This is a genomic window from Stenotrophomonas sp. STK17_22, assembly GCF_051983905.1.
Taxonomy (GTDB): domain Bacteria; phylum Pseudomonadota; class Gammaproteobacteria; order Xanthomonadales; family Xanthomonadaceae; genus Stenotrophomonas; species Stenotrophomonas maltophilia_A.
Genome location: NZ_CP197010.1, coordinates 4,709,325 through 4,731,205, shown reverse-complemented (window position 1 = coordinate 4,731,205; position 21,881 = coordinate 4,709,325). Strand labels below are relative to the sequence as shown.

Below are 21,881 nucleotides of genomic sequence, written 5' to 3'. Positions count from 1 at the left end.
CAATGTTCGCCGAACTGATTGCCCGCGCCTGCAGTGGTGCGATCCATGTAGTGACCGGTGCCCGCGCGCTGTGGATCGGTTGCGCGCCGTCCAGCGAGCGCCGCGTGTACTACGGCAACCACGCCAGCCATGGCGACTTCGTGCTGATCTGGTCGTCGATGCCGCCTGCGTTGCGGCGCCAGGTGCGGCCAGTTGCCGCGGCCGAATACTGGCAGCGCGACGGCCTGCGTCGCTACCTGATCGATGCGGTGTTCAACGGCGTGCTGGTCGAGCGCGAGGCCGGCCATCGCCAGCAGGATCCGCTGCAGCCCCTGCGTGACGCGGTGGACGAAGACTGCTCGCTGATCCTGTTTCCGGAAGGTACCCGCAACGTGGGCGATGAGCCGCTGCTGCCGTTCAAGAGCGGCATCTATCACCTGGCACGGCAACGACCGGAGCTGGAATTCGTACCGGTGTGGATCGACAACCTGAAGCGGGTGATGCCCAAGGGCCGGTTCCTGCCGCTGCCGCTGCTGTGCACGGCCACCTTCGGTACGCCGCTGCGGCTGCAGGCCGACGAGGACAAGGCGGCCTTCCTGGCCCGCAGCCGGCAGGCGCTGCTGGACCTGGCGCCGAACGGGGGGCGCGCATGAGTTTCCTGATCGATGTGTCCGGCGACCTGGCAGCGCAGAGCGTGGGCCAGCAGACCGGCCTGCTGTTTGCTGGCGTGGGTGCGGTGCTGGTGCTGGCCACGCTGGTGGCCGAGACATTGCGCTGGCGCCAGCGTGGGCAGCCCAGCGCGGTGATCGCCAACCTGGTCTCGCGCATCCGCGCGTGGTGGGTGATGGCGATCGTGGTCGGGCTGGCGCTGTTCTTCGGTCGTGCCGGGGTGATCGTGCTGTTCGCGATCATCTCGCTGTTCGCACTGCGCGAGTTCATCACCCTGGCGCCGACCCGCTCGGGCGACTACTACGCGCTGCTGGCCGCGTTCTACATCGTGCTGCCGTGGCAGTACTACCTGGTCTGGATCGACTGGTACGGCATGTACACGCTGTTGATTCCGGTCTATGCGTTCCTGTTCCTGCCGATCCTGTCGACCATTGGCGGTGATACCACGCACTACCTGGAGCGGACCGCGAAGGTGCAGTGGGGGTTGATGATCTGCGTGTTCTGCATCTCGCATGTGCCGCTGCTGCTGAACCTGCACGTGCCCGGCCATGACCCGTCGCGCAACGTGCTGCTGTTCGCCTTCCTGGTGATCGTGGTGCAGTCCTCGGACGTGCTGCAGTACATCTGGGGCAAGTTGTTGGGCAAGCACCTGATCGCGCCGAAACTTTCGCCTTCAAAGACGGTGGAGGGCTTCGTGGGCGGCGTGCTCTGTGCCAGCGCGCTGGGTGCGGCGCTGTGGTGGATCACCCCGTTCACGCCGCTGCAGGCGTTCGGCCTGTCGCTGCTGATCAACCTGATGGGGTTCTGGGGCGGCCTGGTGATGTCGGCGATCAAGCGTGACCGGGGCATCAAGGACTGGGGCCACATGATCGAGGGCCATGGCGGCATGCTCGACCGGCTGGATTCGGTGTGCTTCGCCGCGCCGGTGTTCTTCCACGTGGTGCGGTATTACTGGAAGGCGGGCGGCGGCGGTTGATTCTGCCGGGCTTCCATCCACGCATGGCGTGGATCTACCGGTAGTGCCGGCCGCTGGCCGGCAACTGCAACATCCTGCCATCGTTCGTGGGGTTGCCGGCCAGCGGCCGGCACTACCTGCGCGCGTTTACGCGCTGATGCCGTATTCCTTCAGCTTCTTGCGCAGGGTGGCACGGTGGATGCCCAGCATCGCGGCGGCGCGGCTCTGGTTGCCTTCGCAGTGGTTGAGCACTTCCACGAACAGCGGAATCTCCATCTCGCGCAGCACGATCTCGTAGACATCGTCCGCGTCGCAGCCATCGAGGTCACGCAGGTAACGGCGCACGGATTGGGCGACATGTTCACGCAGCGGTGGCCGGGGAGCGCCACGACTGTTGTCAGGACGAGAAAGGACAGCGTTCAAGGGGGTTCCCGATTCGGTTGGCCCGTGCGCGCGGAGCGCGCGGCCGGACGAGGTGGTGGCGGCCAGTCTAGCGCGAGCGTGCCCGGCCTGCCACGGCTGGTCGCCTCTCCCCGGTCAGAGGAAGTCGAAGGTGAATGCGACGGTGGACGCAGCGGGCTCCTGCACACGGAAGGCGACGCGCGCGCTCTGGCCCGGTTCCAGCAGGGCGGCGCCGGGGTTCTCGCCCAGGTACTGCGCGGGCGTGAACACGCCGCTGCCGATCACCCGGCCATCGGCATCGGACAATGACAACCGCAGGTCCGGCCACGCCTGTGCCCAGCGCGCATCGTTGCGGATGCTGGCCTGTACCTGCAGCACACCGGCCTGGCCCGGCAGGGGGCGGATCTCGCGGCTGGTCATGGTGAACGCAGCGGGTTCGTGCCAGGCAGGCAGGCTGCAGCGCAGCACGCCGCACAGCGTGCCCAGCCATGCGCGGTTGCCGGCGTCGGCGGCCAGCCGCGCGCGGTCGGCCAGCACGCTCTGCAGTACCAGCAGCAATGCCAGCCCGGCGACCAGCAGCCAGTGCCAGCGGGGTGTTGGCAGCGTGCGCGTGCGCGCGCTGCCGAGGAAGCTGGGGGCATCACTGGCGACCGCCGTTGCCTGCACCGCGACCGGCGCCGGCTCGATGGCCGCTGCTTCATCAACGATGACAACGTCATCGTCGTGTCGCATCTCTGTCGCCGGTGGGCGTGCCAGGTCGATGGGCTCGGCCTGCATCTGCTCCACGGGCGTTGCGTGCCCGGCTTCGTCCTGCATGCGCGCATCGGTCGCAGGCGCAGGCTCACCCTCCGGCGTCGTGCGCAGGAAGGTGGCCAGGGGACGGCGCGGTGGGTTCGGCTCGGACATGCTCAGGGCGCGGGCTCGGATCCAGCAGTCATTCAACCACGATCAGGCGCGGCGCACGCCGGTGATGCGCATCCAGTCGCCATCCTGGGTGGCCTGCAGATCGTCGAACCATGCTGCGTAGCGCTGCAGCAGTTCGCCTTCCTGGCCATGCAGGATGCCGGACAGGGCGATGCGGCCACCGGCAGCAACGCGCGCAGCCAGCAGTTCGGCCAGCGCATCCAGCGCCGAGGCGAGGATGTTGGCGACCACGATCGGATAGGTCGCGACCGGTTCGTCCTGCGGCAGGTACACATGCATGCGGGCCTGCTCGCCGTTGCGCTCGGCATTGTCGGCGGTGGCGACCAGGGCCTGCGGATCGTTGTCCACGCCGATGGCTTCGGCGGCGCCCAGCTTCAGCGCGGCCAGTGCGAGGATGCCCGAGCCGCAACCGAAGTCGAGCACGCGCTGGCCCTGCAGCAGGCCATCGACCGCCAACTGGTCCAGCCAGCGCAGGCACAGTGCGGTGGTCGGGTGGGTGCCCGAACCGAACGCCAGGCCCGGGTCCAACCGCACCACGGCGGCATCGGCGGCCTGTGCGGCCTCCGGCAGTTCATGGTTCCACGGCACGATCCAGGTGCGGCTGCCGAAGTCCATCGGCTGGAACTGGTCGAGCCAGGCACGTTCCCAGTCTTCATCCTCGACCGCGCGGAAGCTGCCGCTGCTCCAGTCCAGCTCCGGATCGAAGGATTCCAGTGCGGCCAGCAGCAACAGCGCGTTGCTGTCGGCGGGGAACAGTGCGCTCAGCACCAGCGTGTCCCACAGCGGGGTCTCGCCCACGCCCGGTTCGAGAATGGCCTGTTCGTTGCTGGTATCGGCCTCGGCATCGAGCAGGGTCACGGCCAGTGCACCAACGTCCTCCAGCGCATTTTCATAGCGGGGCTGGGTGGCTTCGGTGCAGCGCAGGGTCAGTTCCAGGAACGGCATGGTGGTGGGGGCAATCGCGGGAAAGGGGGCCATGCTAGACCATCGGGGCGTCTCCGTATTGCCTGAGATGCCGCTCCGAGATGAACGAAGCCCGTTCAGACAGGCCCGTCGGGCCTTGCTAAACTTCGTGCTTTCCTATGCGCCGCATCGCCTACCGCCGCCGATGGCCTTCGCTCCGACCCTGAAAACCTGGTTGCTCGTACTGCCGGCTGTGGCCGTGCTGGGCGTGGCCGGTTATCGGGCCAGCGGCCATGCTGCGACGTCTTCGGTAGCGTCGGCGGATCTGGCAGGTGCGGTCGCGGCCGCTGACAGTGCGGCGCCGCTGCCGGTGATGCCGGAGGCGCTCGCGCGCCGCCTGGCACCCTTCGAGCGTGGCAACGCATTGCCGTCCGGGCTGCCCCTGGATCTCCGCGCCGATATCGAAGACGCCACCGACCTGTATGCCTATGCTCAGCGGTTGCGTGCCCAGGCGGACGAAGGCAACCACGAGGCGCGCTGGATGCTCAGCCGTGTCTATGACTACTGCGCGCAGTACGCGGTCGATCCGGGTGGCTACCGCTTGGACAACAACGTGCTGGCCGGGCTGGGCCTGACCGCCGCACCGGCGATGGTGCAGGCGCGCGAACGCGTCGCGCAGCGTTGTGGTGGTTTCGTGCCGGGCGACAAGCTGGGCACGGCCTTGGTGCTGTCCGAACGTCGCAAGGCGGCCGCACAAGGCAATCTGGCTGCTGAGGCTGCGTTGTTCGCCGAGGGCGAACCGCTGCAGGACAGCCCCGAGTACCGCCGTGACCTGGTTGAACGGGTGCGCACCTCGCGCGACCCGGAGGCCTTCATGGCGATCGCACCGGGCATGGGCGTGCGCGCCTCGGGTGACCGCGCGCTCAACGGCCTGGTGGCGGGCGAGCAGCTCAGTGAACTCGCATGGCGGCTTGCGGCCTGCGAACTCGGTCTACCGTGTGGGGCAGACAGTGTGCTGGTCAACAGTTTTTGTGCGAACGGAGGGATCTGTTCGCAGGATGGTACGCAGGATTTCCGGGATTTCGTGTATGACGCTGCGGTATCGCGGCAGGGCGCTGGGAAGATGAAGGAATGGATCAAGCGATTGGTTGGAAAGAGGAACGAGCAATGAACTACCGCCGATTCCTGCACGGGGCCAAGTTCTGGTTCTGGGTGGCCCTGTTCGTGGCCTACTCGGCCGGCGCGGTTGGCCTGTTGATGATCGATACCTATGAAGATCGCTACCGGCATCTGTCGAAGGTGGAACTGACCACGGTGAAGGCGCAGGAAGACGTGCGCCGTGCCGGTGCCAGCCAGGTGGCCGCGGTCTATCGCGCGCAGAGCGGCATGCCGTTCGCGTCGCTGCCGGCGGGCAGCACCTTCCAGGTGGTGTGGCCGGATGGTTCGACCGAGACCATGGTGATCGTCGACCCGACGTCGCCCAATGGCGTGCGTCCGCTGGCGAACTCGCAGATTCCGGCCGAAGCTGCCGACAAGCGCTGATGCGCCTGCTGTAGCGCCAAGCCCACGCTCGGCTGAGCTTTCCGGCAAGCCGAGCATGGGCTCGGCGCTGCAGCAACAGAAAAGGGCGGGGATATCCCCGCCCTTTTCATGTCCAGCACGTGGCGCCGATCAGGTCAGCGCGATCGGCTTGTTCTTGCGTTCGGCCAGGCGCTTTTCCAGGTAGTGGATGTTCTGGCCACCGGCCTGGAAGCCCTTGTCGCGCATGATCCGCTGCTGCAGGGCGACGTTGGTCTTGATGCCATCGACCACCATTTCGCTCAGTGCCACGCGCATGCGGGCAATGGCGGTTTCGCGGTCCGGGCCGTGCACGATCAGCTTGCCGATCATCGAGTCGTAGTTCGACGGCACGCGGTAGCCACTGTAGATGTGGGTGTCCACGCGCACGCCGGGGCCGCCCGGCGGATGGAAGCCGGTGATGGTGCCCGGGCTCGGCACGAAGGTCTCCGCATCTTCGGCGTTGATGCGGCACTCGATGGCATGGCCGGTCAGCACCACGTCGCTCTGCTTGATCGACAGCTTCTGGCCGGCGGCGATCTTCAGCTGCTCGGCCACCAGGTCGATGCCGGTGACCATTTCGGTGACCGGATGTTCCACCTGGATGCGGGTGTTCATTTCGATGAAGTAGAAGCGGCCGTCCTCGTACAGGAACTCGAACGTGCCGGCACCACGGTAGCCGATGCGTACGCAGGCTTCGGTGCAGACCTTGCCGATCTGCTCGCGCTGCTCGGCAGTGATGCCCGGTGCCGGCGCTTCTTCCACCACCTTCTGGTGGCGGCGCTGCATCGAGCAGTCACGCTCGCCCAGGTGGATGGCGTTGCCCTGGCCGTCGGCCAGTACCTGGATTTCCACGTGGCGCGGGTTCTCCAGGAACTTCTCCATGTAGACCTCGCCATTGCCGAACGCGGCCTTGGCCTCGCTCTTGGTGGTTTCGATCGAGGTCTTCAGCGAGGCTTCGGCGTGCACCACGCGCATGCCGCGGCCACCGCCACCACCGGCCGCCTTGATGATGACCGGGTAGCCGATCTCACGGGCGATCTTGGTGTTGGCGACGATGTCTTCGCCCAGCGGGCCGCCCGAGCCGGGCACGCACGGCACGCCGGCGGACTTCATCGCGCGGATGGCTTCGACCTTGTCACCCATCATGCGGATGGTGTCGGCCTTGGGGCCGATGAAGATGAAACCGGACTCTTCCACGCGCTCGGCGAAGTCGGCGTTCTCCGACAGGAAGCCGTAGCCCGGGTGGATGGCCTGGGCGTCGGTGACTTCCGCCGCGGCGATCAGTGCCGGGATGTTGAGGTAGCTCTGCGGCGACGGCGCCGGACCGATGCAGACCGACTCGTCGGCCATGGCCACGTGCTTGAGGTTGCGGTCGACCGTGGAATGCACGGCCACCGTGCGGATGCCGAGGGTGTGGCACGCGCGCAGGATGCGCAGCGCGATTTCCCCTCGGTTGGCGATGACGACTTTGTCGAGCATGGCGTGCCCCTCAGCCGATCACGAACAGCGGCTGGTCGAATTCGACCGGCTGGCCGTTCTCGCCGAGGATGGCGACGATGGTGCCGGACTTGTCGGCTTCGATCGGGTTGAACATCTTCATCGCTTCGATGATGGCCAGGGTCTCGCCTTCCTTGACCTGCTGGCCAACGCTGACGAACGCAGGCTTGTCCGGGGCGGACGACGCGTAGAAGGTGCCGACCATCGGCGAGCGCAGCACGTGGCCTTCCGGCAGCGCCGGGCCCGGCTTGGCGGTGCCACCGGTGGAGGCTTCGGTCGGCGACTGCATCGGCATCGCCTGCGGCGCCGGAGCGGCCGGAGCGGCGTACACCGGGGCGGCGACCGGGGCGGCATAGCCGGCCACCGGGGCGCGCGACAGGCGCACCGACTCTTCGCCTTCCTTGATTTCGATTTCAGCCAGGTTCGACTCTTCCAGCAGGTCGATCAGCTTCTTGATTTTGCGGAGATCCATGGTGGCCTCTTTGCTCTTGATGTCAGTGTGGTGGGAAGCGCATCGCGCTCGGGTCAAAGCAGTTCGTAGAACTCGCGCAGCTGCCGCGTACGGTCGCGCGTCTGGGTGATCAGGCACTGCATCTTCGCAGGGTTGCGCGAGGTGCCGTCTGCATTGAAGGCGTAGACTGCCTCGCAGTCTGCATCGCGCAGGGTTATCCAGATGCGCTGGGCCTTCACCAGCTGCTGTTCGGCCGCTGCGCAGCGGCTGCAGCTGCCATCGGCGGCCTGCGCCTTCAGTTCGCCGCGCGCCTGGACGTAAACGGCGTTCAATGCGCTGTCGGCGTCATCCAGGCGATCGGAATCGCACATGTCGCGCTCGTAGCCGCCGGTCGCCTGCGCGCAGTCAATGCCAGCGGCCGCGCGCTCGGCGGCGATGCTGGCGCCGCACACGCCGGCCCACAGCACGATGCAGGCAAGCACTCTTGGGAGCATCTTCACGCGCGGGCCGCCTGCACGCGCAGCAGCGCCGCGTCCATCGCGTAGCGGTAGCTGTCGGCGCCGAAACCGCAGACCACGCCCACGGCCTTGTCACTGAAGTAGCTGTGCTGGCGGAACGGTTCGCGGGTATGCGGGTTGGACAGGTGGATCTCGATGAACGGCACCGCCACCGCCGCCAGCGCATCGCGCAGGGCGACCGAGGTGTGGGTGAAGGCGGCGGGGTTGATCAGGATGAAAGCGGTTCCGTCGTCGCGTGCGGCCTGCACGCGGTCCACCAGCACGTGCTCGGCATTGGACTGCAGGCTCTCCACCGCGTGCCCGGCAGCCGAGGCCTGGGCGGCCAGCGCCTGGTCGATGTCGGCCAGCGTGGTGTGGCCGTAGACCTCCGGCTCGCGGGTGCCGAGCAGGTTGAGGTTGGGGCCGTGCAGGACCAGCAGCTTCGCCATGGGATCCGGAAGACGGGAAAGGGCGGCAGTCTGGCGGAACCGGCGGATGCTGTCCAGTTCGGCGAAGTTTGCAGCGTTTCAATCGATTGTTTGAAATTCCCCGGAGGGCTTGCGGCCGTATGGCGGGCGCTGGATCAAGGCGCGCTGAACGCCGTGCAGCTGGGGATGCGTGCACGTAGGCCGACGATGGCGGCAGGCCGGGCGATGACCGATGCCGCAACGGGCTGTGATGCGGTAGATCCACGCCATGCGTGGATGAAGGAAGTTCGGTGCGCAGCAGGCTACGCACCCACCGAGGGGCAGCCCAAGGTGCGCTGCACGCCACCCACCGCCCCCGCCACGCACCCGCTCACGTCTCCAGCGGCACCGTCGGCACCACGTTCGGGAACACCTCCTCCAAGGGCTCCCGTTCCCCCGGCTTCGGTGCCGGCCAGTTGTAGGCGTTCACCGGCTGCGCGCGGTTCACCCACAACGCGTAATACAGATGGTCGGCGCGGCCATCACCGGTATTGGGGTGGATCAGGATGGTCAGGCCCAGGCTGTTGAGCTGCAGCCATGGCACCAGCACCGGCAGCAGGTCGTTGGTGAAGCCGAAATAGAACGACGGGGTGACGTGCGGTCCGCGTGGTTCCAGGTTCCAGTTGCCCAGCTCCACCGGGAAGCGCTCGGCCGCCCAGCGCCGCAGCAGCGCAGCTTTCTCGAAGCTGTCCTCGTCGAAGTAGATATGCGCGTGATAGCTCTTGATGTCGGTGTAGGCACGTGGGGTCGCGGGCAGGGTGGCCTCCCCGGGACGCACGCTGGCTGGACGCGGGGTCGGTTCGCTGGCGGTGACCTGGCCCCAGGGGCTGCTGCCCTTCACCGGCGGCGGGACGATGGCACGGAAGCCGGGGCGCCCGGGTTCGGTGGTGTTCACCGTGCTTTCGCCGCGCGGGGCTGCGGCGGCGGTCGACGCACTGGCCAGGCCGCCGGCGGCCAGACCGGCCGATGCGATCAGGCGGCGGCGTGTGGGCGAAAGCAGGTCGGCCCAGTGGGCGTCATCGTCGCCGGCGTCGATCAAGGTCAGCGGGTCCGGGTGCATGAAGGGCTCCGTGGCGGCATCGTGTGGGCAGGCAAGCACGCTCGGGCACCTGCATCCACAGCGTCCAATAAGCAGGTGGCATCACCTCATGCAGGTTTGCGCCGTCGTCGTTGAGCCCGGCTGCAGGGCGGGCTAGGGTGCAGGTCTGCCGCCCCGGAGCCCGCCATGACCTCGCCCGATGCCGATACCCAACGCAAGCGCGCGGCCTTCCGCCAGCTGCATGCAGCAGGGTGCTTCGTACTGCCCAATCCATGGGACGTGGGCAGTGCGCGCTACCTGCAGCGGCAGGGCTTCCAGGCACTGGCCACGACCAGTGCCGGCTGTGCCTGGAGCGAAGGGCGGCCGGACGGAGCGGTTTCGCTACAGGCCACGCTGGACCATCTGCGCCTGATGGCGGCAGCGACGCCGCTGCCGTTGAACGCCGATTTCGGCGATGGTTTCGGTGATACGCCGCAGAAGGTGCAGGAGGCGGTGGCCGCGGCGATCGACACCGGCATCGCGGCATTGTCGATCGAGGATGCCAGCGGCGTCGCCGATGCACCGCTGCGTCCGATCGATCAGGCGGTGGAGCGTCTGCGCGCTGCCCGTGCAGCCATCGACCGCGCGGGCGGCGACGTGCTGCTGGTTGGCCGTGCCGAGAACTTCTTCGTCGGCGTGCCGGATCTGCCGGACACCCTGCAGCGCCTGCGCGCCTATGCCGAGGCCGGCGCCGATGTGCTGTATGCACCGGGCATCAGCACGCGCGAGCAGATCAGCGCGGTGGTTGCCGCCGCAGGGTCGAAGCCGGTGAACCTGCTGGTCGGTGGGCCGACACCGCTGCGCCTGCAGGACATCGCTGCTCTCGGCGTACGCCGGATCAGCCTGGGCGGCGCACTGGCCCGTGCTGCATGGGGCGGACTGATGCAGGCGACACAGCCGATCGTGCAGGACGGACGCTTCGACGGCCTGCAGCAGGCGGCTTCCGGGGCCGCGTTGAACGCGCTGTTCCGTTGAGCGAAATCCCGGTGCAGTCCCAGACCAGCAGGGATAGTAGATCCACGCCATGCGTGGATGGATGCGCCTGCGATTACAGCGCTTCCATCCCACCCTTGGGCAGCGTCACCCCAGACTCCAACGCTGGCAGCAGTTGCCGCAGCAGCGCGGGATTGTCCAGCAACGCAGCACCGTCAATGAAACTCCATTGGGCTGTGCCGACGCGGCGCACGGCGAGCATGAACGAGGTGCTGCGCATCGGCGCCTCGCGCACGCGCAGCAGCGACTGGCGTGGCACGAAGCAGACTTCCTCATCACCGGCTGCATAGGTGTGGCCCGGCACGCCGGCCTCGTCGCTGATGATGGTGACCCCGGTCCTGCGCAGCTCTCTCAGGGTGTCGCGAGTCATACGCGCATAGGCCTCATCGCCCCCGGCCAGGCGCTTCAGGCTGGGATGGGTTCGGGCGATGATCAACTCGGCATCGCCGCGGGCGAATGCGCCCATCATCGCCTGCACGTCCTGGCGCAATGCGGCCGAGTCTTCCGGACTGAGCTCACCGGCCAGCGCTGGCGCAACGGCCATTGCCATCGGCAGGGCCAGCAGAAGGGCGAGCAGGTATCGGTGCATCGTCGGGTATCTCAGCGGGAACCGCCGCACTATACGGCGGATGCGGAAACAGCGTCCCACGCATGGCGCTGGTGTCCCGGGCGCCATTATCTACTATTGGTAGGTAGTGAATTCCGGACATCCCCCATGCACACCCTCATCGTTACCGCCCATCCTGAATCCGCCGCGTTGACCCATGCCATCGCCAGGCGCATCGGCGAAGCCATCACCGCAACGGATACCGCCAATACCGTGACCCATGCCGATCTGATGGCCGAAGGCTTCGATCCGCGCTTCAACACGCACGACCAGGCGCCGTTCCGTGGCACCGGCGCACCTCCAGCCGACGTCGCCGCCGAGCAGGCGCGGCTGGATGCTGCCGACACGCTGGTACTGGTCTACCCGCTGTACTGGTGGTCGTTCCCCGCACTGCTGAAGGGCTGGATCGATCGCGTGTTCACCCAGGGCTGGGCCTACCAGGACGGTGCCGACGGCAAGGTGCAGAAGAAGCTGCAGCGGCTGCGCGTGCACCTGGTCGGCATCGGTGGGGCCGGCGCGGACATGATCGAACGGCGCGGCTACGGCGCGGCGATGAAGACCCAGATCGACATGGGCATCTTCGACTACTGCGGCGCGCGCGTGCTGACGTCAGACCTGCTGCTGGATGCCGATACCGGTGCGGCCGAAACGCATCTGCAGACCGCACTGGCGATCGGCCGTAAAATCGGAACTCCGATGCGCTGACCGCCGTGCCCTGCCGATGCCTGCCAATGCCGCTCCCACGCGCCGCCGATTGACCCGTGAGCAACGCGGCCGCCAGTTGCTGGATGTGGCCTGGGCGCTGGTCGGCGACGAAGGCACCGACGCGCTGACGCTGGGGCGGTTGGCCGAGGCTGCGGGCGTGACCAAGCCGGTGGCCTACGATCACTTCGTGACCCGCAATGGGCTGCTGGCCGCGCTCTACGATGACTACGACGGCCGCCAGACGCAGGTCTTCAACGAGCGCATCGGCCGCGCCCGGGCGCAGTTGGCCGATCGTGCGGCGGCCATCGCCTCCGGCTACATCGACTGCATCCTCAGCCAAGGCAGTGAAGTGCAGGGCATCCTTGCCGCGCTGGTCGGTGCACCTGAACTGCGCGAGGTGCGGCGGCGCTACCAGCAGGATTTCATCGACAACTGCGACACCTGGCTGGGCCCGTTTGCTGCCGACGGCACGGTGCCACTGGCCGGGTGCTGGGCGATTCTCGGTGCGGCCGAAGCCCTGTCCGAAGCCGTAGCAGCAGGCGCGCTGGACAAGGCCGCAGCCGAAGCCGAGCTGCAGCGGCTGATCGTGGCAACGGTCAAGCGACGCTGAGCCCTTCAGGCGTCGGCGGTGCTGTCGGCCAGCGCCGCAAACCCGGCGGCCAGCCGTTCGCGCACAAGGGCATCGCGTGCGTCGCGGCTTTCAGAACCCAGCACCACGGTGATCAGGCGTACCGGCTGATCCCGCCCGGGCACTGCCCGGCATGCGGTGGCGGCCAGGCAGAAGCCTGCGGCCTGGGTGTAGCCGGTCTTCAAGCCATCCACGCCGTCATCGCCGAGCAGGGCGTTCTGGTTGCTGCGGCTGAGGCTGCCATGCGCGAACGTGCGCTGCGCGGTGATTGCCAGTATCTGCGGATGGTCATTCAGCAGGCAGGCGGCGAGTACTGCCATGTCGCGCGCGCTGGACGCATGGTGCGGGGTGGTGATGCCGGACACGCTGGCGAACCAGCTGCTGCGCAGGCCAAGCTGGCGCGCGTGCCGGTTCATGCGGTCCAGGAACGCAGGCTGTGATCCGTCCAGATGGCGCGCGATGGCCAGCGCCGCGTCATTGCCGGAGACGATCATCAGTCCTTCCAGCAGGCGCGCGAGGGTGACTGTTTCACCGGGCACCAGGCCCATGCGCGTTTCATCATCGGCCACCGCGTGCACATCCCCGGCGGCGATGGTGACCGCTTCGTCCCACGCGCCTCCGTTCTCTTCGACGCATTCGTATGCCGCATAGGCGGTCATCAGCTTGGTCAGCGAGGCCGGTTGCCTGGCGATGTCCGCGTTGTGCTGGTGAATCACCGCGAACGTTGCCGCATCGAGGGTGATGAAGGACAGCGGTGCACGCGCAGGAGCAGGAGACGGCATGGAAGCGACGATGGCAGTGGGGGCCCAGGAGGATAGTGTGCGGCGGCTGCACGAATCTGAAATATTGCAACGATATAACGTATCGTCATTGTGGGCCGCCGATGGCCCGACGGGACACCCGATGACTGCACGCATTCCACGCCGCTGGCTTCATTCTTCGTTGCTGCTCGCGCTGGCCGCACTTGGCGGCTGCCAGCCCAATCTGCGCGCCGAGGCTGTTGCTTCCGGCCCAGCGCGCCCGCACAACGTGATCGTGATGATCAACGACGGCGCCGGTTGGGGCACCTGGGACGCCGCCGCCTACTGGCAATACGGCGGCCGCGAAGGGGCCCCGTATGCGGATTTCCCGCAGCGCCTGGCGGTAACCACCTTCCCGTTGAATGCCAGCAGCCAGCCGACCCGCGACAACGCACAGACCCTGGGTTACGACGCGGGCAAGGCCTGGGATGACACACCGGTTCCTGCGCAGGACCTGCCGTTTGCGGGCTACCAGTACCTGGCTGCGGTGGCTACCGACAGTGCGGCGGCGGGTACCGCGTTGTCCTCGGGCATCAAGACCTACAACAACGCCATCAACTTCAACAACGATGGCAATCCGGTCGAGTTCAATACGCTGCGCGCCAAGCGGCTGGGCATGGCCACCGGCGTGGTGACTTCGGTACCGTTCGCGCATGCCACGCCGGCCGCGTTCGCGGCGCAGAACGAATCGCGCAACAACTATCACGCCATCGCCCATCAGATGCTGGCGCAGGGGCATATGGATCTGGTGATGGGCACCGGAGGCCCTGGCTACAGCGTTGATGGTCGCGCCTGTGACGAGAGTGCCGGCGCGGCCAAGGCCGAGGGCTGCGCGAACCCGTGGGAATGGGTGGCGCAGCAGGATTGGCAGCAGCTGGAAGCGGGCAGCACCATCGGCGGCAATCCGTCGGGGCCGTGGCGCCTGATCCGCAGCAAGGAAGCGTTCGCCGCGCTGGCGCAGGGACGGTTGCCGGCCGACCGGCCGCTGATCGGTGTACCGCGCGTGGCCAACACGCTGCAGCAGGCGCGGCAGCTGCAGGTGCTGGGCAAGGATGCGGCCACGCCTTCCGGTGTGAGGAAGATCGACAGCGTGCCGGATCTTGCGACCATGACCCGTGGTGCGCTGCAATTCCTGCAGCAGCGTTCGTCCAACGGCCTGTTCCTGATGGTGGAAGGTGGCGCCACCGACTGGGCCGCCCATACCAGTGCCTGCGGCACTGAATGGCACTACGGCCAGTGCAGCGACCAGCCGCAGTACGGCCGGCTGATCGAGGAAACCGTGGAGTTCAACGACGCGGTGACAGCAGTGATCGAGTGGATCGAACGCAACGGTGGCTGGGAGCGCAACCTGCTGATCGTCACCACCGACCACGACAACAGCATGCCGATGGGCCCGGATGCACAGAACGTCGCCTTCGAGCCGGTGCGCAACAACGGCCGTGGGCGCATGCCCGGGATCAGCTTCCGTCCCACCGGCAACCATTCCAACGCGCTGGTGCCGTTGTGGGCCAAGGGCGCGGGCGCGGAGCTGCTGGGCCAGCGCGTGCGGGGCGTTGATGCCGGCTACCGTCAGCACGTGCACTGGAACGACGGCAGTTACATCGACAACACCGACGTGGCTGCCGCGGTGCAGGAGGCACTGCAGCGTTAGGGGTGCGCGGGGCGCTGGCTGGCAGCTGCAGGTTTCCCGGTCGACGAGGTTGCCGGCCAGCGGCCGGCACTACCGGGGATGGTGCTGGGCGGCGGCGACGGGCTGGCCAGCTGGCGTGCCAGCTCGGCGCTGGCCACGTGGCCGTGCAGGAACAACAAGCCGCTGAAGATGTTCATGAGCGTGCCTCCACTTGAGTGGATTGCACGATACGGGCAGCATGGACGGGCAAAAAGCGACATTTCCGCAAGCATGCCTTGAGAGGAATTCAAGCCTGATGTCCCGCCCTCCGCTCCATGCCCTGCAGGGCTTCGTGGCTGCTGCCCGGCTCGGCAACCTGTCGCGTGCCGCCGCGTCGATGAATGTGACCGTCAGTGCGCTCAGCCATCAGATGCGGCAGCTGGAAGAACGGCTCGGGCAGCCGCTGCTGATCCGCCAGCCGCGTGGTGTCACCCTCACCCTTGAGGGGCAGCGCCTGCTCGACCAGGTCGGACCGCATTTGGATGCGATCAACGAAGCCTTCCAGCCCTATGCCGCACGTGCCGAGCACGTATTGACGATCAGCGCGGTGCCGTCGATGGCGTCGGCCTGGCTGGTGCCGCGCCTGGGTCACTTCGTGGCCGAGCATCCACAGATCGAGATCAACCTGCAGTCGAGTGAACGCCTGATCGATTTCGAGCGGCAGCGCCAGTTCGACGCCGCGCTGCGTCTGGGCAGCGGGCAATGGCCGGGCCTGGTGGTGGAACCGCTGTTCGACGAGTGGCTGGTGCCGATGGCGAGCCCGGCACTGATCGAACGCATGGGCGGCATTGACCGTGTGCCGCTGACCCGGTGGCCGCTGCTCGGCGATCCGGACGGCGCGTGGGGCGCCTGGTTCGCGTTGAGCGGGCAGAGCCCGCCGTCGCGTTTCGTGGCGGTGCTGGATGATTCGGAGGCGCACCATCGCGCCGCTCTGGATGGCGTGGGCGTAGCGCTCGGGCGGGTGACGCGGGCGCGGCTGCTGCTGGATTCAGGCCAGCTGGTCGCACTGTCCAGCCAGCGCCTGAAGACCGACTGGCCGCATTGGCTGGTGTACCCGCAGCGCTCGGCCAGCCATCGCGGTTTCCTTGCGTTCCGCGACTGGCTGCACGCGCAGGCCGCCGAGCACGTGCGGCACATGGCAGACGCACATCTGTAGCGTCGAGCCATGCTCGACCATTGCATCTGGATCTGCAGCATCGAGCCATGCTTGTATGTTCCTCCCGGCTCCTACGAGGTATGTAGGAGCCAGGGTGGAGGGACCGTCAAGCATGCATCTGCGGATACTAGCCGACAGACGAGTCGAGCGATCCCCATCCCGCACACGAACGTCGATAAAGGATCGTACGGCCCCCAAAGGGGATCGTCGATGTAGGCAAGCTAACGTCGGTGCGGTACCACCCCAGCCCCTTAAAGATAGCTGGGAGCCGTACAAATGTCTGATTCTCTCGATATTGGCGTGGACGTGGACTCCAAGGAGTTCGTACCGGCAGTGGCCGACCGCAAGGCCGGCGACAGGATCGCCAACACCCGGGCCGGCATAGCCCAGTGGCTCAACACCTTGCCCCAGCGATGCCGGATTGGCATGGAGGCGACGGGGCGATACTACGAGTTGTTGGCTCGGATGGCTGGCCAGGCAGGCCACGTTGTCTATGTGATCAATCCACGTCTGATCAAGCACTACGGCCGGGCGACGGGCTCGCGTGGCAAGACGGACGCCATGGACGCCGAAGCGATCGCCCGGTACGTGAAGAAGGAGAACGATCGCCTGCGTGAATACGTACCGCGTACCGATGAGCAGCAGCAGATGCACGATTTGCTGCGCAAGCGGCAGACGCTGGTAAAGACACGCGCGCGCCTGGAGCAATCCTTCGGGGTAAGCAAAAGTGCCCCCGGGGAGCTGTCAGATCTGTTCTGCGCTCTGGCTGGGACGCTGTCCGAGCTGGAAAGCGAACTGCAGCGCTTGGGTCGCGATGGAGAGCATGGCACGCTCTACAAGCGCCTGTTGACCATCCCTGGTATCGGCCCCGCCGTCGCCGCTCACCTGATCTACTACATGACGCGCTGGCCGTTGGCCAACGCCAACGCGTGGATCGCCTGCACGGGCCTGGATCCCCGGCCCAACGAGTCTGGCGGCAGAACGGGACGGCGTCGGCTGTCCAAACAGGGCGCGCCAGTGCTGCGCCAGATGCTCTACATGGCCGCCATGGGGCTCAAGCGGTGTCGCCAGGGGCAACCGCTCTACGACGAGCTGTCAAAACGCGGTCACCCCAGCACCGCCGTCTTCAACATCCTGGCCAGAAAGCTGGCCAGGATCGCCTGGGGTGTCTTCAAAAGCGGCCGGGACTTCGATCCGGCCATGCTGAAGGTGGGTCAAGCCTGCTTCCAGCAGGCTTGACCACGAACATAGGATCTCGACTGCTGGTGCTCGACTCTACAGTCATCGCACCAGCGTGACCGCCTGCCCGGCACGCGCGAACGCTGCCTCAAGCAACGGGCCGGCCTTGATCGCCTCCACTTCCTCGAACAACGCCCGCAATGCATCGGCCGGGCGTGAGGCCGGCGCCGCCACTGCCTGCTGGATCGCGGTGAAACGGCCGGCCAGCACACGGTGGCCGGGATGCACCTGCGCCCATGCTTCCAGCGGCTGGCGTACACCGGCGGCGGCATCCAGGCGCTGCTGATCGAACAACGTGATGGCCGCCGCCGAGGTCTCTGCCCGCTCGATCGTGGCATGGCGCAGTTCGCGACTGAGGAACAGGTCATAGGCCGCGCCACGCCCCACCGCGATGCGCAGCCCCTCGCGATCCAGGTCGGCTACCTGCTGCGCAGGGCTGTCCGCGCGAACCAGATAGGTACCTTCGATCTCCAGGTACGGAGCACTGAAGGCAATGCGGTCGGCGCGTGCCGGATCGATGGCCAGGAAGGCCAGATCCCAGCCGTCTTCGCCTGCTGCCTCGACCACCGAGGCTGCGGCATCGTGGCAGGTGAAGCGAGCCTGCACCCCCATCCGTTGCGCCAATGCGGTAGCCAGTTCCAGCGAGGGGCCGCGCGGTGAGCGCGCATCGCCCTGTGCCAGCACCGGGTTGCCCAGGTTGATCGCCACGCGCAGGAAACCGTGCGGTGCCAGCGTACTTCGGTGGTCGGCCAGGGACATGCGGGACTCCACGGGGCAGGGGAGACCCAGCATGCCAATAACGGTGTCCGCGTGGCGTGGAATCAGCCGCGCGCGGCGAAGGTGCCGTGGAAGCCCAGTGGTACCGCATAGGGCAGCCAGGCCTGTGCCAGCGGACCGTCGTCCAGGTGGCGGGCATCGAGCACCGCCAGGCCGCTGCGCTTGTTCACCGGGTCAAGCAGGGTGCCGATCAGCCAGCCATCATCGGCGTTGCGGCTGCCCGGGCGCGGTACGAACACATGCTCTTCGGCCATGATGTCCGGGCCATAGTTCCACAGCTGGCGGCGCCCGTGCTCGATCTCGAACGCGGCCACGGCGTTGAAGTACGGCGCATTGGCCGTGCCGTCGATGGTCGGCGCATACAGCCGTGCGCCACGTGTGTTCGCCGAGCGCGGGTCGAACAACGGGAACTCCACTGCGCTGATGCCCAACATCTGCCAGCGGGCCTGGCCACGACGCAGGTCCAGATGCAGCTCGACCAGGCTGGCGCCACTGTTGGCAGCGTGTGCGCCATCACCGGCCATCGCTTCCTTCATCGGCGAGCGCGCCTCATTGATGTCGTCGTGGCGCACTGCGCGCAGCACGATGCCGCCATCGCGGGTGAACGCGTCGCCGAAGTGGTAGATCGCCGCGAACGGGGCTTCGAACCACTGCGCCTTGTCCGGCGCATCCTTGGCGACCACCGCGATGCGTACGGGACGCTGCGGTGCGAACTGCATGCGCTCGAAGAAGCTGCCGCCTGCGCCTGTGAAATCGAACGGCATCATCACGAACACCAGGTGCTGGTCGGTCATCGCGAAGGCATGCAGGTAGCCATGCTCGGGTGTTTCGATCACATTGGCGCTGCGCAGCTGGCCGTTCGCACCGATGTGCCAGACCAGCAGGCCATGGCCCCCCATCAGGCTGATCGAGCCGAAGTTCCAGAGGCTGCCGTCGCGGTCGCGCAGCGGGTGCGCCGAGAACGGCAGTGCAGCGAGGTCCGGACGCCAGGTCACCGGACCCAGTGTCTGCAGCGAATCGGGATCTACTTCGAACGCCGAACCGGACTCGCACAGCGCGAACAGGCGGCCATTGATCATGGTTACCGAAGTGTTCGCCACGTTGGCATCGTCGTTGTTTCGAACTGCCAGCGCACCGGGAACGCTGGTGCCGGCAGCCGGATACTGGAAGCGGCCGGCCTTCTGTTCACGGGTGAATTTCGGCGTGGCGACCATGCGCCCGTGATGGGTCAGGCTGCCATCACCATTGAAGCGCCAGCCATGCACCATGCCGTCGCCGTCGAACCAGTGGTCATAGCGGAAGCCATCGCGCTCGGTCCACGCCGGGCCGTTGCGGTACAGCGTACCGGCCAGGCCTGACGGCAGCTTTCCCTGCAACTGCACGGTGGTCGGGCCGAGGCTTTCGCTGCCGACGCTGCGCCAGCCAAGCAGCCACGGGTGTTCCTGCATGCCCTGCGCGAACCGCGCCGGGTCGCCGGCGAAGGCGGGAGCGCTGCGCAGCGCGGTGGCGCCCAGGGCCAGACAGGCACTGCTGCTGAGCAGGGTACGAAGGAAGCGGCGACGGTCCATGGTGGCCTCGGGTATGGATGCGGAATCAGCGCAGGGTGATGTCGATGGCGGTGCCGGCGGCCGGCACGTCGACGCGCGCCTCGTCGAAGGTCGGCTTGCGCATCACCTGCGGGTTGTTGCTGAAGCCGTAGCCTTCCACCGGCATCCCGACCAGGTTGGTGTCGAGCTTGCCGTTGTCGTTCTCGTCGTGGGTGAGCAGCACGGCATAGCTGCCGGCCGGCACGCCCTTGAACGTGAAGTGGGCACTGTCGCCGCTGGGCGCCGCCTGCTGGGCCTGCACGGGCTTGGCCTTGCCGTCCCAGGCGGCGGCGTTGTCGACCAGCGCAACGCGCAGGGTGCCGGTCTGCGCGCGGACGTCGTGCACGGTCACGGCCAGGTCGGCGGCGTGGGCACTGCCGACCAGGGCCAGGGCAGTCAAGGCAGTGCTGAGCAGGGCGGTGCGGATCATGGCAGTGGCTCCGGAGGTGTGTGTGGCGGTGTGGAGCCAGTCTGCGTGGGGCGCTGCACCGGGTTCAGGGCCAGTGGTCATCGATTCGACGTGCCAGAAGTCACTTTCTGCGCCGGACCCATTGCCGCCGGCGTGCGCGGCCGTCAGCATCTGGCCATGCCCAGCCTGTTCCGCCATCTGTTGCGTCCGCTCAGCCTTGCCGGCCTGATCACCGTGCTGGTGGTCGGCCTGTCGTTCGCAGTGCAGCGCAGTGGCGCCGGGCTGAGCCTGCTGTTGCTTGCTGTGTTCCTGCTGCTGTTCGTGGTGCACGGCTGGGCGTCGATGCCATCCCGCGTGCGCGCCGCCGCTGCGGTGTTGCAGGCGCTGCTGGCAGTTGTGCTGGTTGCGCTGCAGCCGCGTACCGGTACCGCCCCGGTGCTGCTGGTGGTGCTGGTTGCACAGCTGGCCGAACACTGGCCGCCGCGCTTCGTGCTGGGCGTTGCGCTGCTGGCCAACCTGGCGGTGTACGCCGTGCTGCGCCACAGCGGCTTCAGCCAGCCGCTGCTGGTGGTGCTGCTGTATGGCGGTTTCCAGGCCTTCGCCGCGCTGACCGCGCACTATGCGCGCAGCACGGCGCTGGCCCGCGATGACCTGGCCCGGGTCAACGCCGACCTGCTGGCCACCCGCGCGCTGCTGGCCGACAGCGCACGCGATGCCGAGCGCCTGCGCCTGGCGCGCGAGCTGCACGATGTGGCCGGGCACAAGCTCACCGCGATGCGGCTCAACCTGCGCGCCCTGGCCGCAGACCCTGCGCTGGCCGGCCGCGAAGGGCTGGTGCTGGCCGAACAGTTGTCCGGCGAGTTGCTGGCCGACATCCGCCAGGTGGTGCAGTCGATGCGCGATGATCGCGGCCTCGATCTGGCCACCGCGCTGCATGCGCTGGCCGCACCCTTCCCACGACCGAAGCTGCGGCTGCAGATCGGCGACGGGGTGCGCGTGGCTGACCTATTGATGGCCGAGACCGTGCTGCGGCTGGTACAGGAAGCCCTGACCAACGCCGCCCGCCACGGCAATGCGGACACCGTGTGGCTGACGATCAGTGAAGAGGATTCCCAGTTGCGTATCGATATCCGCGATGACGGCCAGCGCGCCGAACGCATCCGCGAGGGCAATGGCATCGCCGGCATGCGCGAGCGTCTGGCGGCCGTACAGGGGCGGCTGGAGTTGGCCCGAACGGCGCAGGGCGGCATGCATCTGACCGCGCGGTTGCCGGCATGAGTGCCGCCATGATCAGGGTGGCGCTGGCCGATGACCAGGCGCTGGTCCGCGCCGGCCTGCGCGCCCTGTTACAGGGGCTGGGCGTGGACGTGGTGCTGGAGGCCGAGGATGGCCAGGCCCTGCTGGATGCGCTGGATACGCAGCGCGTGGACGTGGTGCTCAGTGACATCCGCATGCCCGGGCTGGATGGGATCGAGGCACTGCGCCAGCTGCGCACGCGCGGCGATGCCACGCCGTGGCTGCTGCTGACCACCTTCGATGAAAGTGATCTGCTGCTGCGCGCCAGCGAGGCCGGCGCACAGGGCTTCCTGCTCAAGGATGCCGCGCCGGCCGACCTGCGCGAGGCCATCGAACGCGTTGCCGCTGGCGAGACCCTGCTGCTGCCGGTCAGTACCGATCCGGTGCGCGCGCGTTACCGCTTCCACGATGAAGCGCCGCCCACCGATACCTTCGGCGAACGTGAAGTGGCAATCCTGCGCCTGCTGGCCGGGGGCTACAGCAACAAGGAGATCGCGCGCAGCCTGTTCCTGGCCGAGGGCACGGTGAAGAACTACGTGTCCGCCATCCTGGACAAGCTCGGCACCCGCGACCGTACCCGCGCGGTCCTGAAGGCGATTACCCTGCGCATCATCTGAGTGGAGGTGGCAAGGAG

Annotated in this window: 26 protein-coding genes; 12 read left to right on the top strand and 14 right to left on the bottom strand. The window is 67.4% G+C overall.

Annotated elements, in window-relative coordinates; translation table 11 throughout:
* Nucleotides 1-2: 2 nt before the first annotated feature.
* Nucleotides 3-632 (top strand): lysophospholipid acyltransferase family protein, encoded by a 630-nt coding sequence (locus tag ACSYS9_RS22040; RefSeq protein WP_071229361.1) that lies wholly within the window; start codon nt 3-5, stop codon nt 630-632.
* On the top strand, nt 629-1,624 hold the full coding sequence (locus ACSYS9_RS22035; protein WP_071229362.1) for a phosphatidate cytidylyltransferase: 996 nt from the start codon (nt 629-631) through the stop codon (nt 1,622-1,624). Before ACSYS9_RS22040 ends, ACSYS9_RS22035 begins: the two co-directional genes overlap by 4 nt.
* A 126-nt stretch (nt 1,625-1,750) precedes the next feature.
* Here ACSYS9_RS22035 and fis read toward each other — a convergent pair whose 3' ends face one another.
* The 3 genes from fis to prmA form a co-directional block, all read right to left on the bottom strand.
* Nucleotides 1,751-2,026 carry a DNA-binding transcriptional regulator Fis gene (fis, locus tag ACSYS9_RS22030; protein WP_005419706.1) on the bottom strand — a complete coding sequence of 92 codons (276 nt, stop codon included), beginning with the start codon at nt 2,024-2,026 and terminating at the stop codon, nt 1,751-1,753.
* 114 nt (nt 2,027-2,140) lie between these two features.
* The gene (locus ACSYS9_RS22025) at nt 2,141-2,911 is read right to left on the bottom strand and encodes a DUF3426 domain-containing protein (protein WP_071229363.1); all 771 of its coding nucleotides are present in this window, start codon (nt 2,909-2,911) and stop codon (nt 2,141-2,143) included.
* A 42-nt stretch (nt 2,912-2,953) separates the two neighbouring features.
* The gene (gene prmA, locus ACSYS9_RS22020) at nt 2,954-3,874 is read right to left on the bottom strand and encodes a 50S ribosomal protein L11 methyltransferase (protein ID WP_071229373.1); all 921 of its coding nucleotides are present in this window, start codon (nt 3,872-3,874) and stop codon (nt 2,954-2,956) included.
* Nucleotides 3,875-4,037: 163 nt separating this feature from the next.
* Between prmA and ACSYS9_RS22015 the strand changes: the two genes are divergently transcribed.
* Entirely contained in the window at nt 4,038-5,003 is a 966-nt protein-coding gene (locus tag ACSYS9_RS22015) for a hypothetical protein (protein ID WP_032129558.1), read from the top strand.
* Nucleotides 5,000-5,374 carry a hypothetical protein gene (locus tag ACSYS9_RS22010; RefSeq protein WP_010481078.1) on the top strand — a complete coding sequence of 125 codons (375 nt, stop codon included), beginning with the start codon at nt 5,000-5,002 and terminating at the stop codon, nt 5,372-5,374. Before ACSYS9_RS22015 ends, ACSYS9_RS22010 begins: the two co-directional genes overlap by 4 nt.
* 129 nt (nt 5,375-5,503) lie before the next feature.
* Here ACSYS9_RS22010 and accC read toward each other — a convergent pair whose 3' ends face one another.
* The 5 genes from accC to ACSYS9_RS21985 all read right to left on the bottom strand — a co-directional run bounded on the left by accC (nt 5,504) and on the right by ACSYS9_RS21985 (nt 9,364).
* Nucleotides 5,504-6,871 (bottom strand): acetyl-CoA carboxylase biotin carboxylase subunit, encoded by a 1,368-nt coding sequence (accC, locus tag ACSYS9_RS22005; RefSeq protein ID WP_032129559.1) that lies wholly within the window; start codon nt 6,869-6,871, stop codon nt 5,504-5,506.
* 10 nt (nt 6,872-6,881) lie between these two features.
* Nucleotides 6,882-7,361, bottom strand: coding sequence for an acetyl-CoA carboxylase biotin carboxyl carrier protein (gene accB / locus ACSYS9_RS22000; RefSeq protein ID WP_032129560.1), 480 nt, complete (start codon nt 7,359-7,361; stop codon nt 6,882-6,884).
* A 53-nt stretch (nt 7,362-7,414) separates the two neighbouring features.
* Nucleotides 7,415-7,840, bottom strand: a complete 426-nt coding sequence (locus ACSYS9_RS21995; protein WP_080355197.1) for a lysozyme inhibitor LprI family protein — start codon at nt 7,838-7,840, stop codon at nt 7,415-7,417.
* On the bottom strand, nt 7,837-8,286 hold the full coding sequence (aroQ, locus tag ACSYS9_RS21990; RefSeq protein WP_049423471.1) for a type II 3-dehydroquinate dehydratase: 450 nt from the start codon (nt 8,284-8,286) through the stop codon (nt 7,837-7,839). The genes ACSYS9_RS21995 and aroQ overlap by 4 nt, the downstream gene beginning before the upstream one ends.
* A 349-nt stretch (nt 8,287-8,635) precedes the next feature.
* Nucleotides 8,636-9,364, bottom strand: a complete 729-nt coding sequence (locus ACSYS9_RS21985) for a DOPA 4,5-dioxygenase family protein (RefSeq protein ID WP_049401742.1) — start codon at nt 9,362-9,364, stop codon at nt 8,636-8,638.
* A 165-nt stretch (nt 9,365-9,529) separates the two neighbouring features.
* Between ACSYS9_RS21985 and ACSYS9_RS21980 the strand changes: the two genes are divergently transcribed.
* Nucleotides 9,530-10,357, top strand: a complete 828-nt coding sequence (locus ACSYS9_RS21980; protein ID WP_071229364.1) for an isocitrate lyase/PEP mutase family protein — start codon at nt 9,530-9,532, stop codon at nt 10,355-10,357.
* 73 nt (nt 10,358-10,430) lie between these two features.
* Here ACSYS9_RS21980 and ACSYS9_RS21975 read toward each other — a convergent pair whose 3' ends face one another.
* A complete protein-coding gene (locus ACSYS9_RS21975) occupies nt 10,431-10,964 on the bottom strand; it encodes a hypothetical protein (RefSeq protein WP_071229365.1) in 534 nt (177 codons plus the stop codon).
* 126 nt (nt 10,965-11,090) lie between these two features.
* On the opposite strand from ACSYS9_RS21975, the gene ACSYS9_RS21970 reads away from it, so the two are divergent.
* Both ACSYS9_RS21970 and ACSYS9_RS21965 read left to right on the top strand, forming a co-directional pair.
* Nucleotides 11,091-11,687 (top strand): NAD(P)H-dependent oxidoreductase, encoded by a 597-nt coding sequence (locus ACSYS9_RS21970; protein ID WP_071229366.1) that lies wholly within the window; start codon nt 11,091-11,093, stop codon nt 11,685-11,687.
* A gap of 16 nt (nt 11,688-11,703) precedes the next feature.
* The gene (locus ACSYS9_RS21965; protein WP_071229367.1) at nt 11,704-12,297 is read left to right on the top strand and encodes a TetR/AcrR family transcriptional regulator; all 594 of its coding nucleotides are present in this window, start codon (nt 11,704-11,706) and stop codon (nt 12,295-12,297) included.
* Nucleotides 12,298-12,302: 5 nt separating this feature from the next.
* Here ACSYS9_RS21965 and ACSYS9_RS21960 read toward each other — a convergent pair whose 3' ends face one another.
* Nucleotides 12,303-13,097: a D-alanyl-D-alanine carboxypeptidase family protein gene (locus ACSYS9_RS21960; protein ID WP_071229368.1), complete on the bottom strand. Its 795-nt coding sequence runs from the start codon at nt 13,095-13,097 to the stop codon at nt 12,303-12,305.
* A gap of 121 nt (nt 13,098-13,218) precedes the next feature.
* Here ACSYS9_RS21960 and ACSYS9_RS21955 point away from each other — a divergent pair, with 121 nt between their 5' ends.
* Complete coding sequence (locus ACSYS9_RS21955) at nt 13,219-14,766, top strand: alkaline phosphatase (RefSeq protein WP_071229369.1); 1,548 nt, start codon at nt 13,219-13,221, stop codon at nt 14,764-14,766.
* Here ACSYS9_RS21955 and ACSYS9_RS21950 read toward each other — a convergent pair.
* Nucleotides 14,763-14,942: a hypothetical protein gene (locus tag ACSYS9_RS21950; protein ID WP_071229370.1), complete on the bottom strand. Its 180-nt coding sequence runs from the start codon at nt 14,940-14,942 to the stop codon at nt 14,763-14,765. The two genes, ACSYS9_RS21955 and ACSYS9_RS21950, sit on opposite strands and share 4 nt — an antisense overlap.
* A 98-nt stretch (nt 14,943-15,040) precedes the next feature.
* Between ACSYS9_RS21950 and ACSYS9_RS21945 the strand changes: the two genes are divergently transcribed.
* Both ACSYS9_RS21945 and ACSYS9_RS21940 read left to right on the top strand, forming a co-directional pair.
* Nucleotides 15,041-15,940: a LysR substrate-binding domain-containing protein gene (locus ACSYS9_RS21945; protein WP_049463274.1), complete on the top strand. Its 900-nt coding sequence runs from the start codon at nt 15,041-15,043 to the stop codon at nt 15,938-15,940.
* Between the two features lie 276 nt (nt 15,941-16,216).
* Entirely contained in the window at nt 16,217-17,179 is a 963-nt protein-coding gene (locus ACSYS9_RS21940; protein ID WP_132809226.1) for an IS110 family transposase, read from the top strand.
* Nucleotides 17,180-17,221: 42 nt separating this feature from the next.
* Here ACSYS9_RS21940 and ACSYS9_RS21935 read toward each other — a convergent pair whose 3' ends face one another.
* The 3 genes from ACSYS9_RS21935 to ACSYS9_RS21925 form a co-directional block, all read right to left on the bottom strand.
* Nucleotides 17,222-17,938, bottom strand: a complete 717-nt coding sequence (locus tag ACSYS9_RS21935) for an ABC transporter substrate-binding protein (protein ID WP_071227893.1) — start codon at nt 17,936-17,938, stop codon at nt 17,222-17,224.
* A 62-nt stretch (nt 17,939-18,000) separates the two neighbouring features.
* Nucleotides 18,001-19,524, bottom strand: coding sequence for a carotenoid oxygenase family protein (locus ACSYS9_RS21930; RefSeq protein ID WP_071227892.1), 1,524 nt, complete (start codon nt 19,522-19,524; stop codon nt 18,001-18,003).
* A 25-nt stretch (nt 19,525-19,549) separates the two neighbouring features.
* Nucleotides 19,550-19,972, bottom strand: coding sequence for a DUF2141 domain-containing protein (locus ACSYS9_RS21925; RefSeq protein ID WP_071227891.1), 423 nt, complete (start codon nt 19,970-19,972; stop codon nt 19,550-19,552).
* Nucleotides 19,973-20,128: 156 nt separating this feature from the next.
* On the opposite strand from ACSYS9_RS21925, the gene ACSYS9_RS21920 reads away from it, so the two are divergent.
* Nucleotides 20,129-21,229 carry a sensor histidine kinase gene (locus ACSYS9_RS21920; protein ID WP_440568573.1) on the top strand — a complete coding sequence of 367 codons (1,101 nt, stop codon included), beginning with the start codon at nt 20,129-20,131 and terminating at the stop codon, nt 21,227-21,229.
* Entirely contained in the window at nt 21,226-21,864 is a 639-nt protein-coding gene (locus tag ACSYS9_RS21915; protein WP_071227889.1) for a response regulator transcription factor, read from the top strand. Before ACSYS9_RS21920 ends, ACSYS9_RS21915 begins: the two co-directional genes overlap by 4 nt.
* The last annotated feature ends 17 nt before the right edge of the window (nt 21,865-21,881 follow it).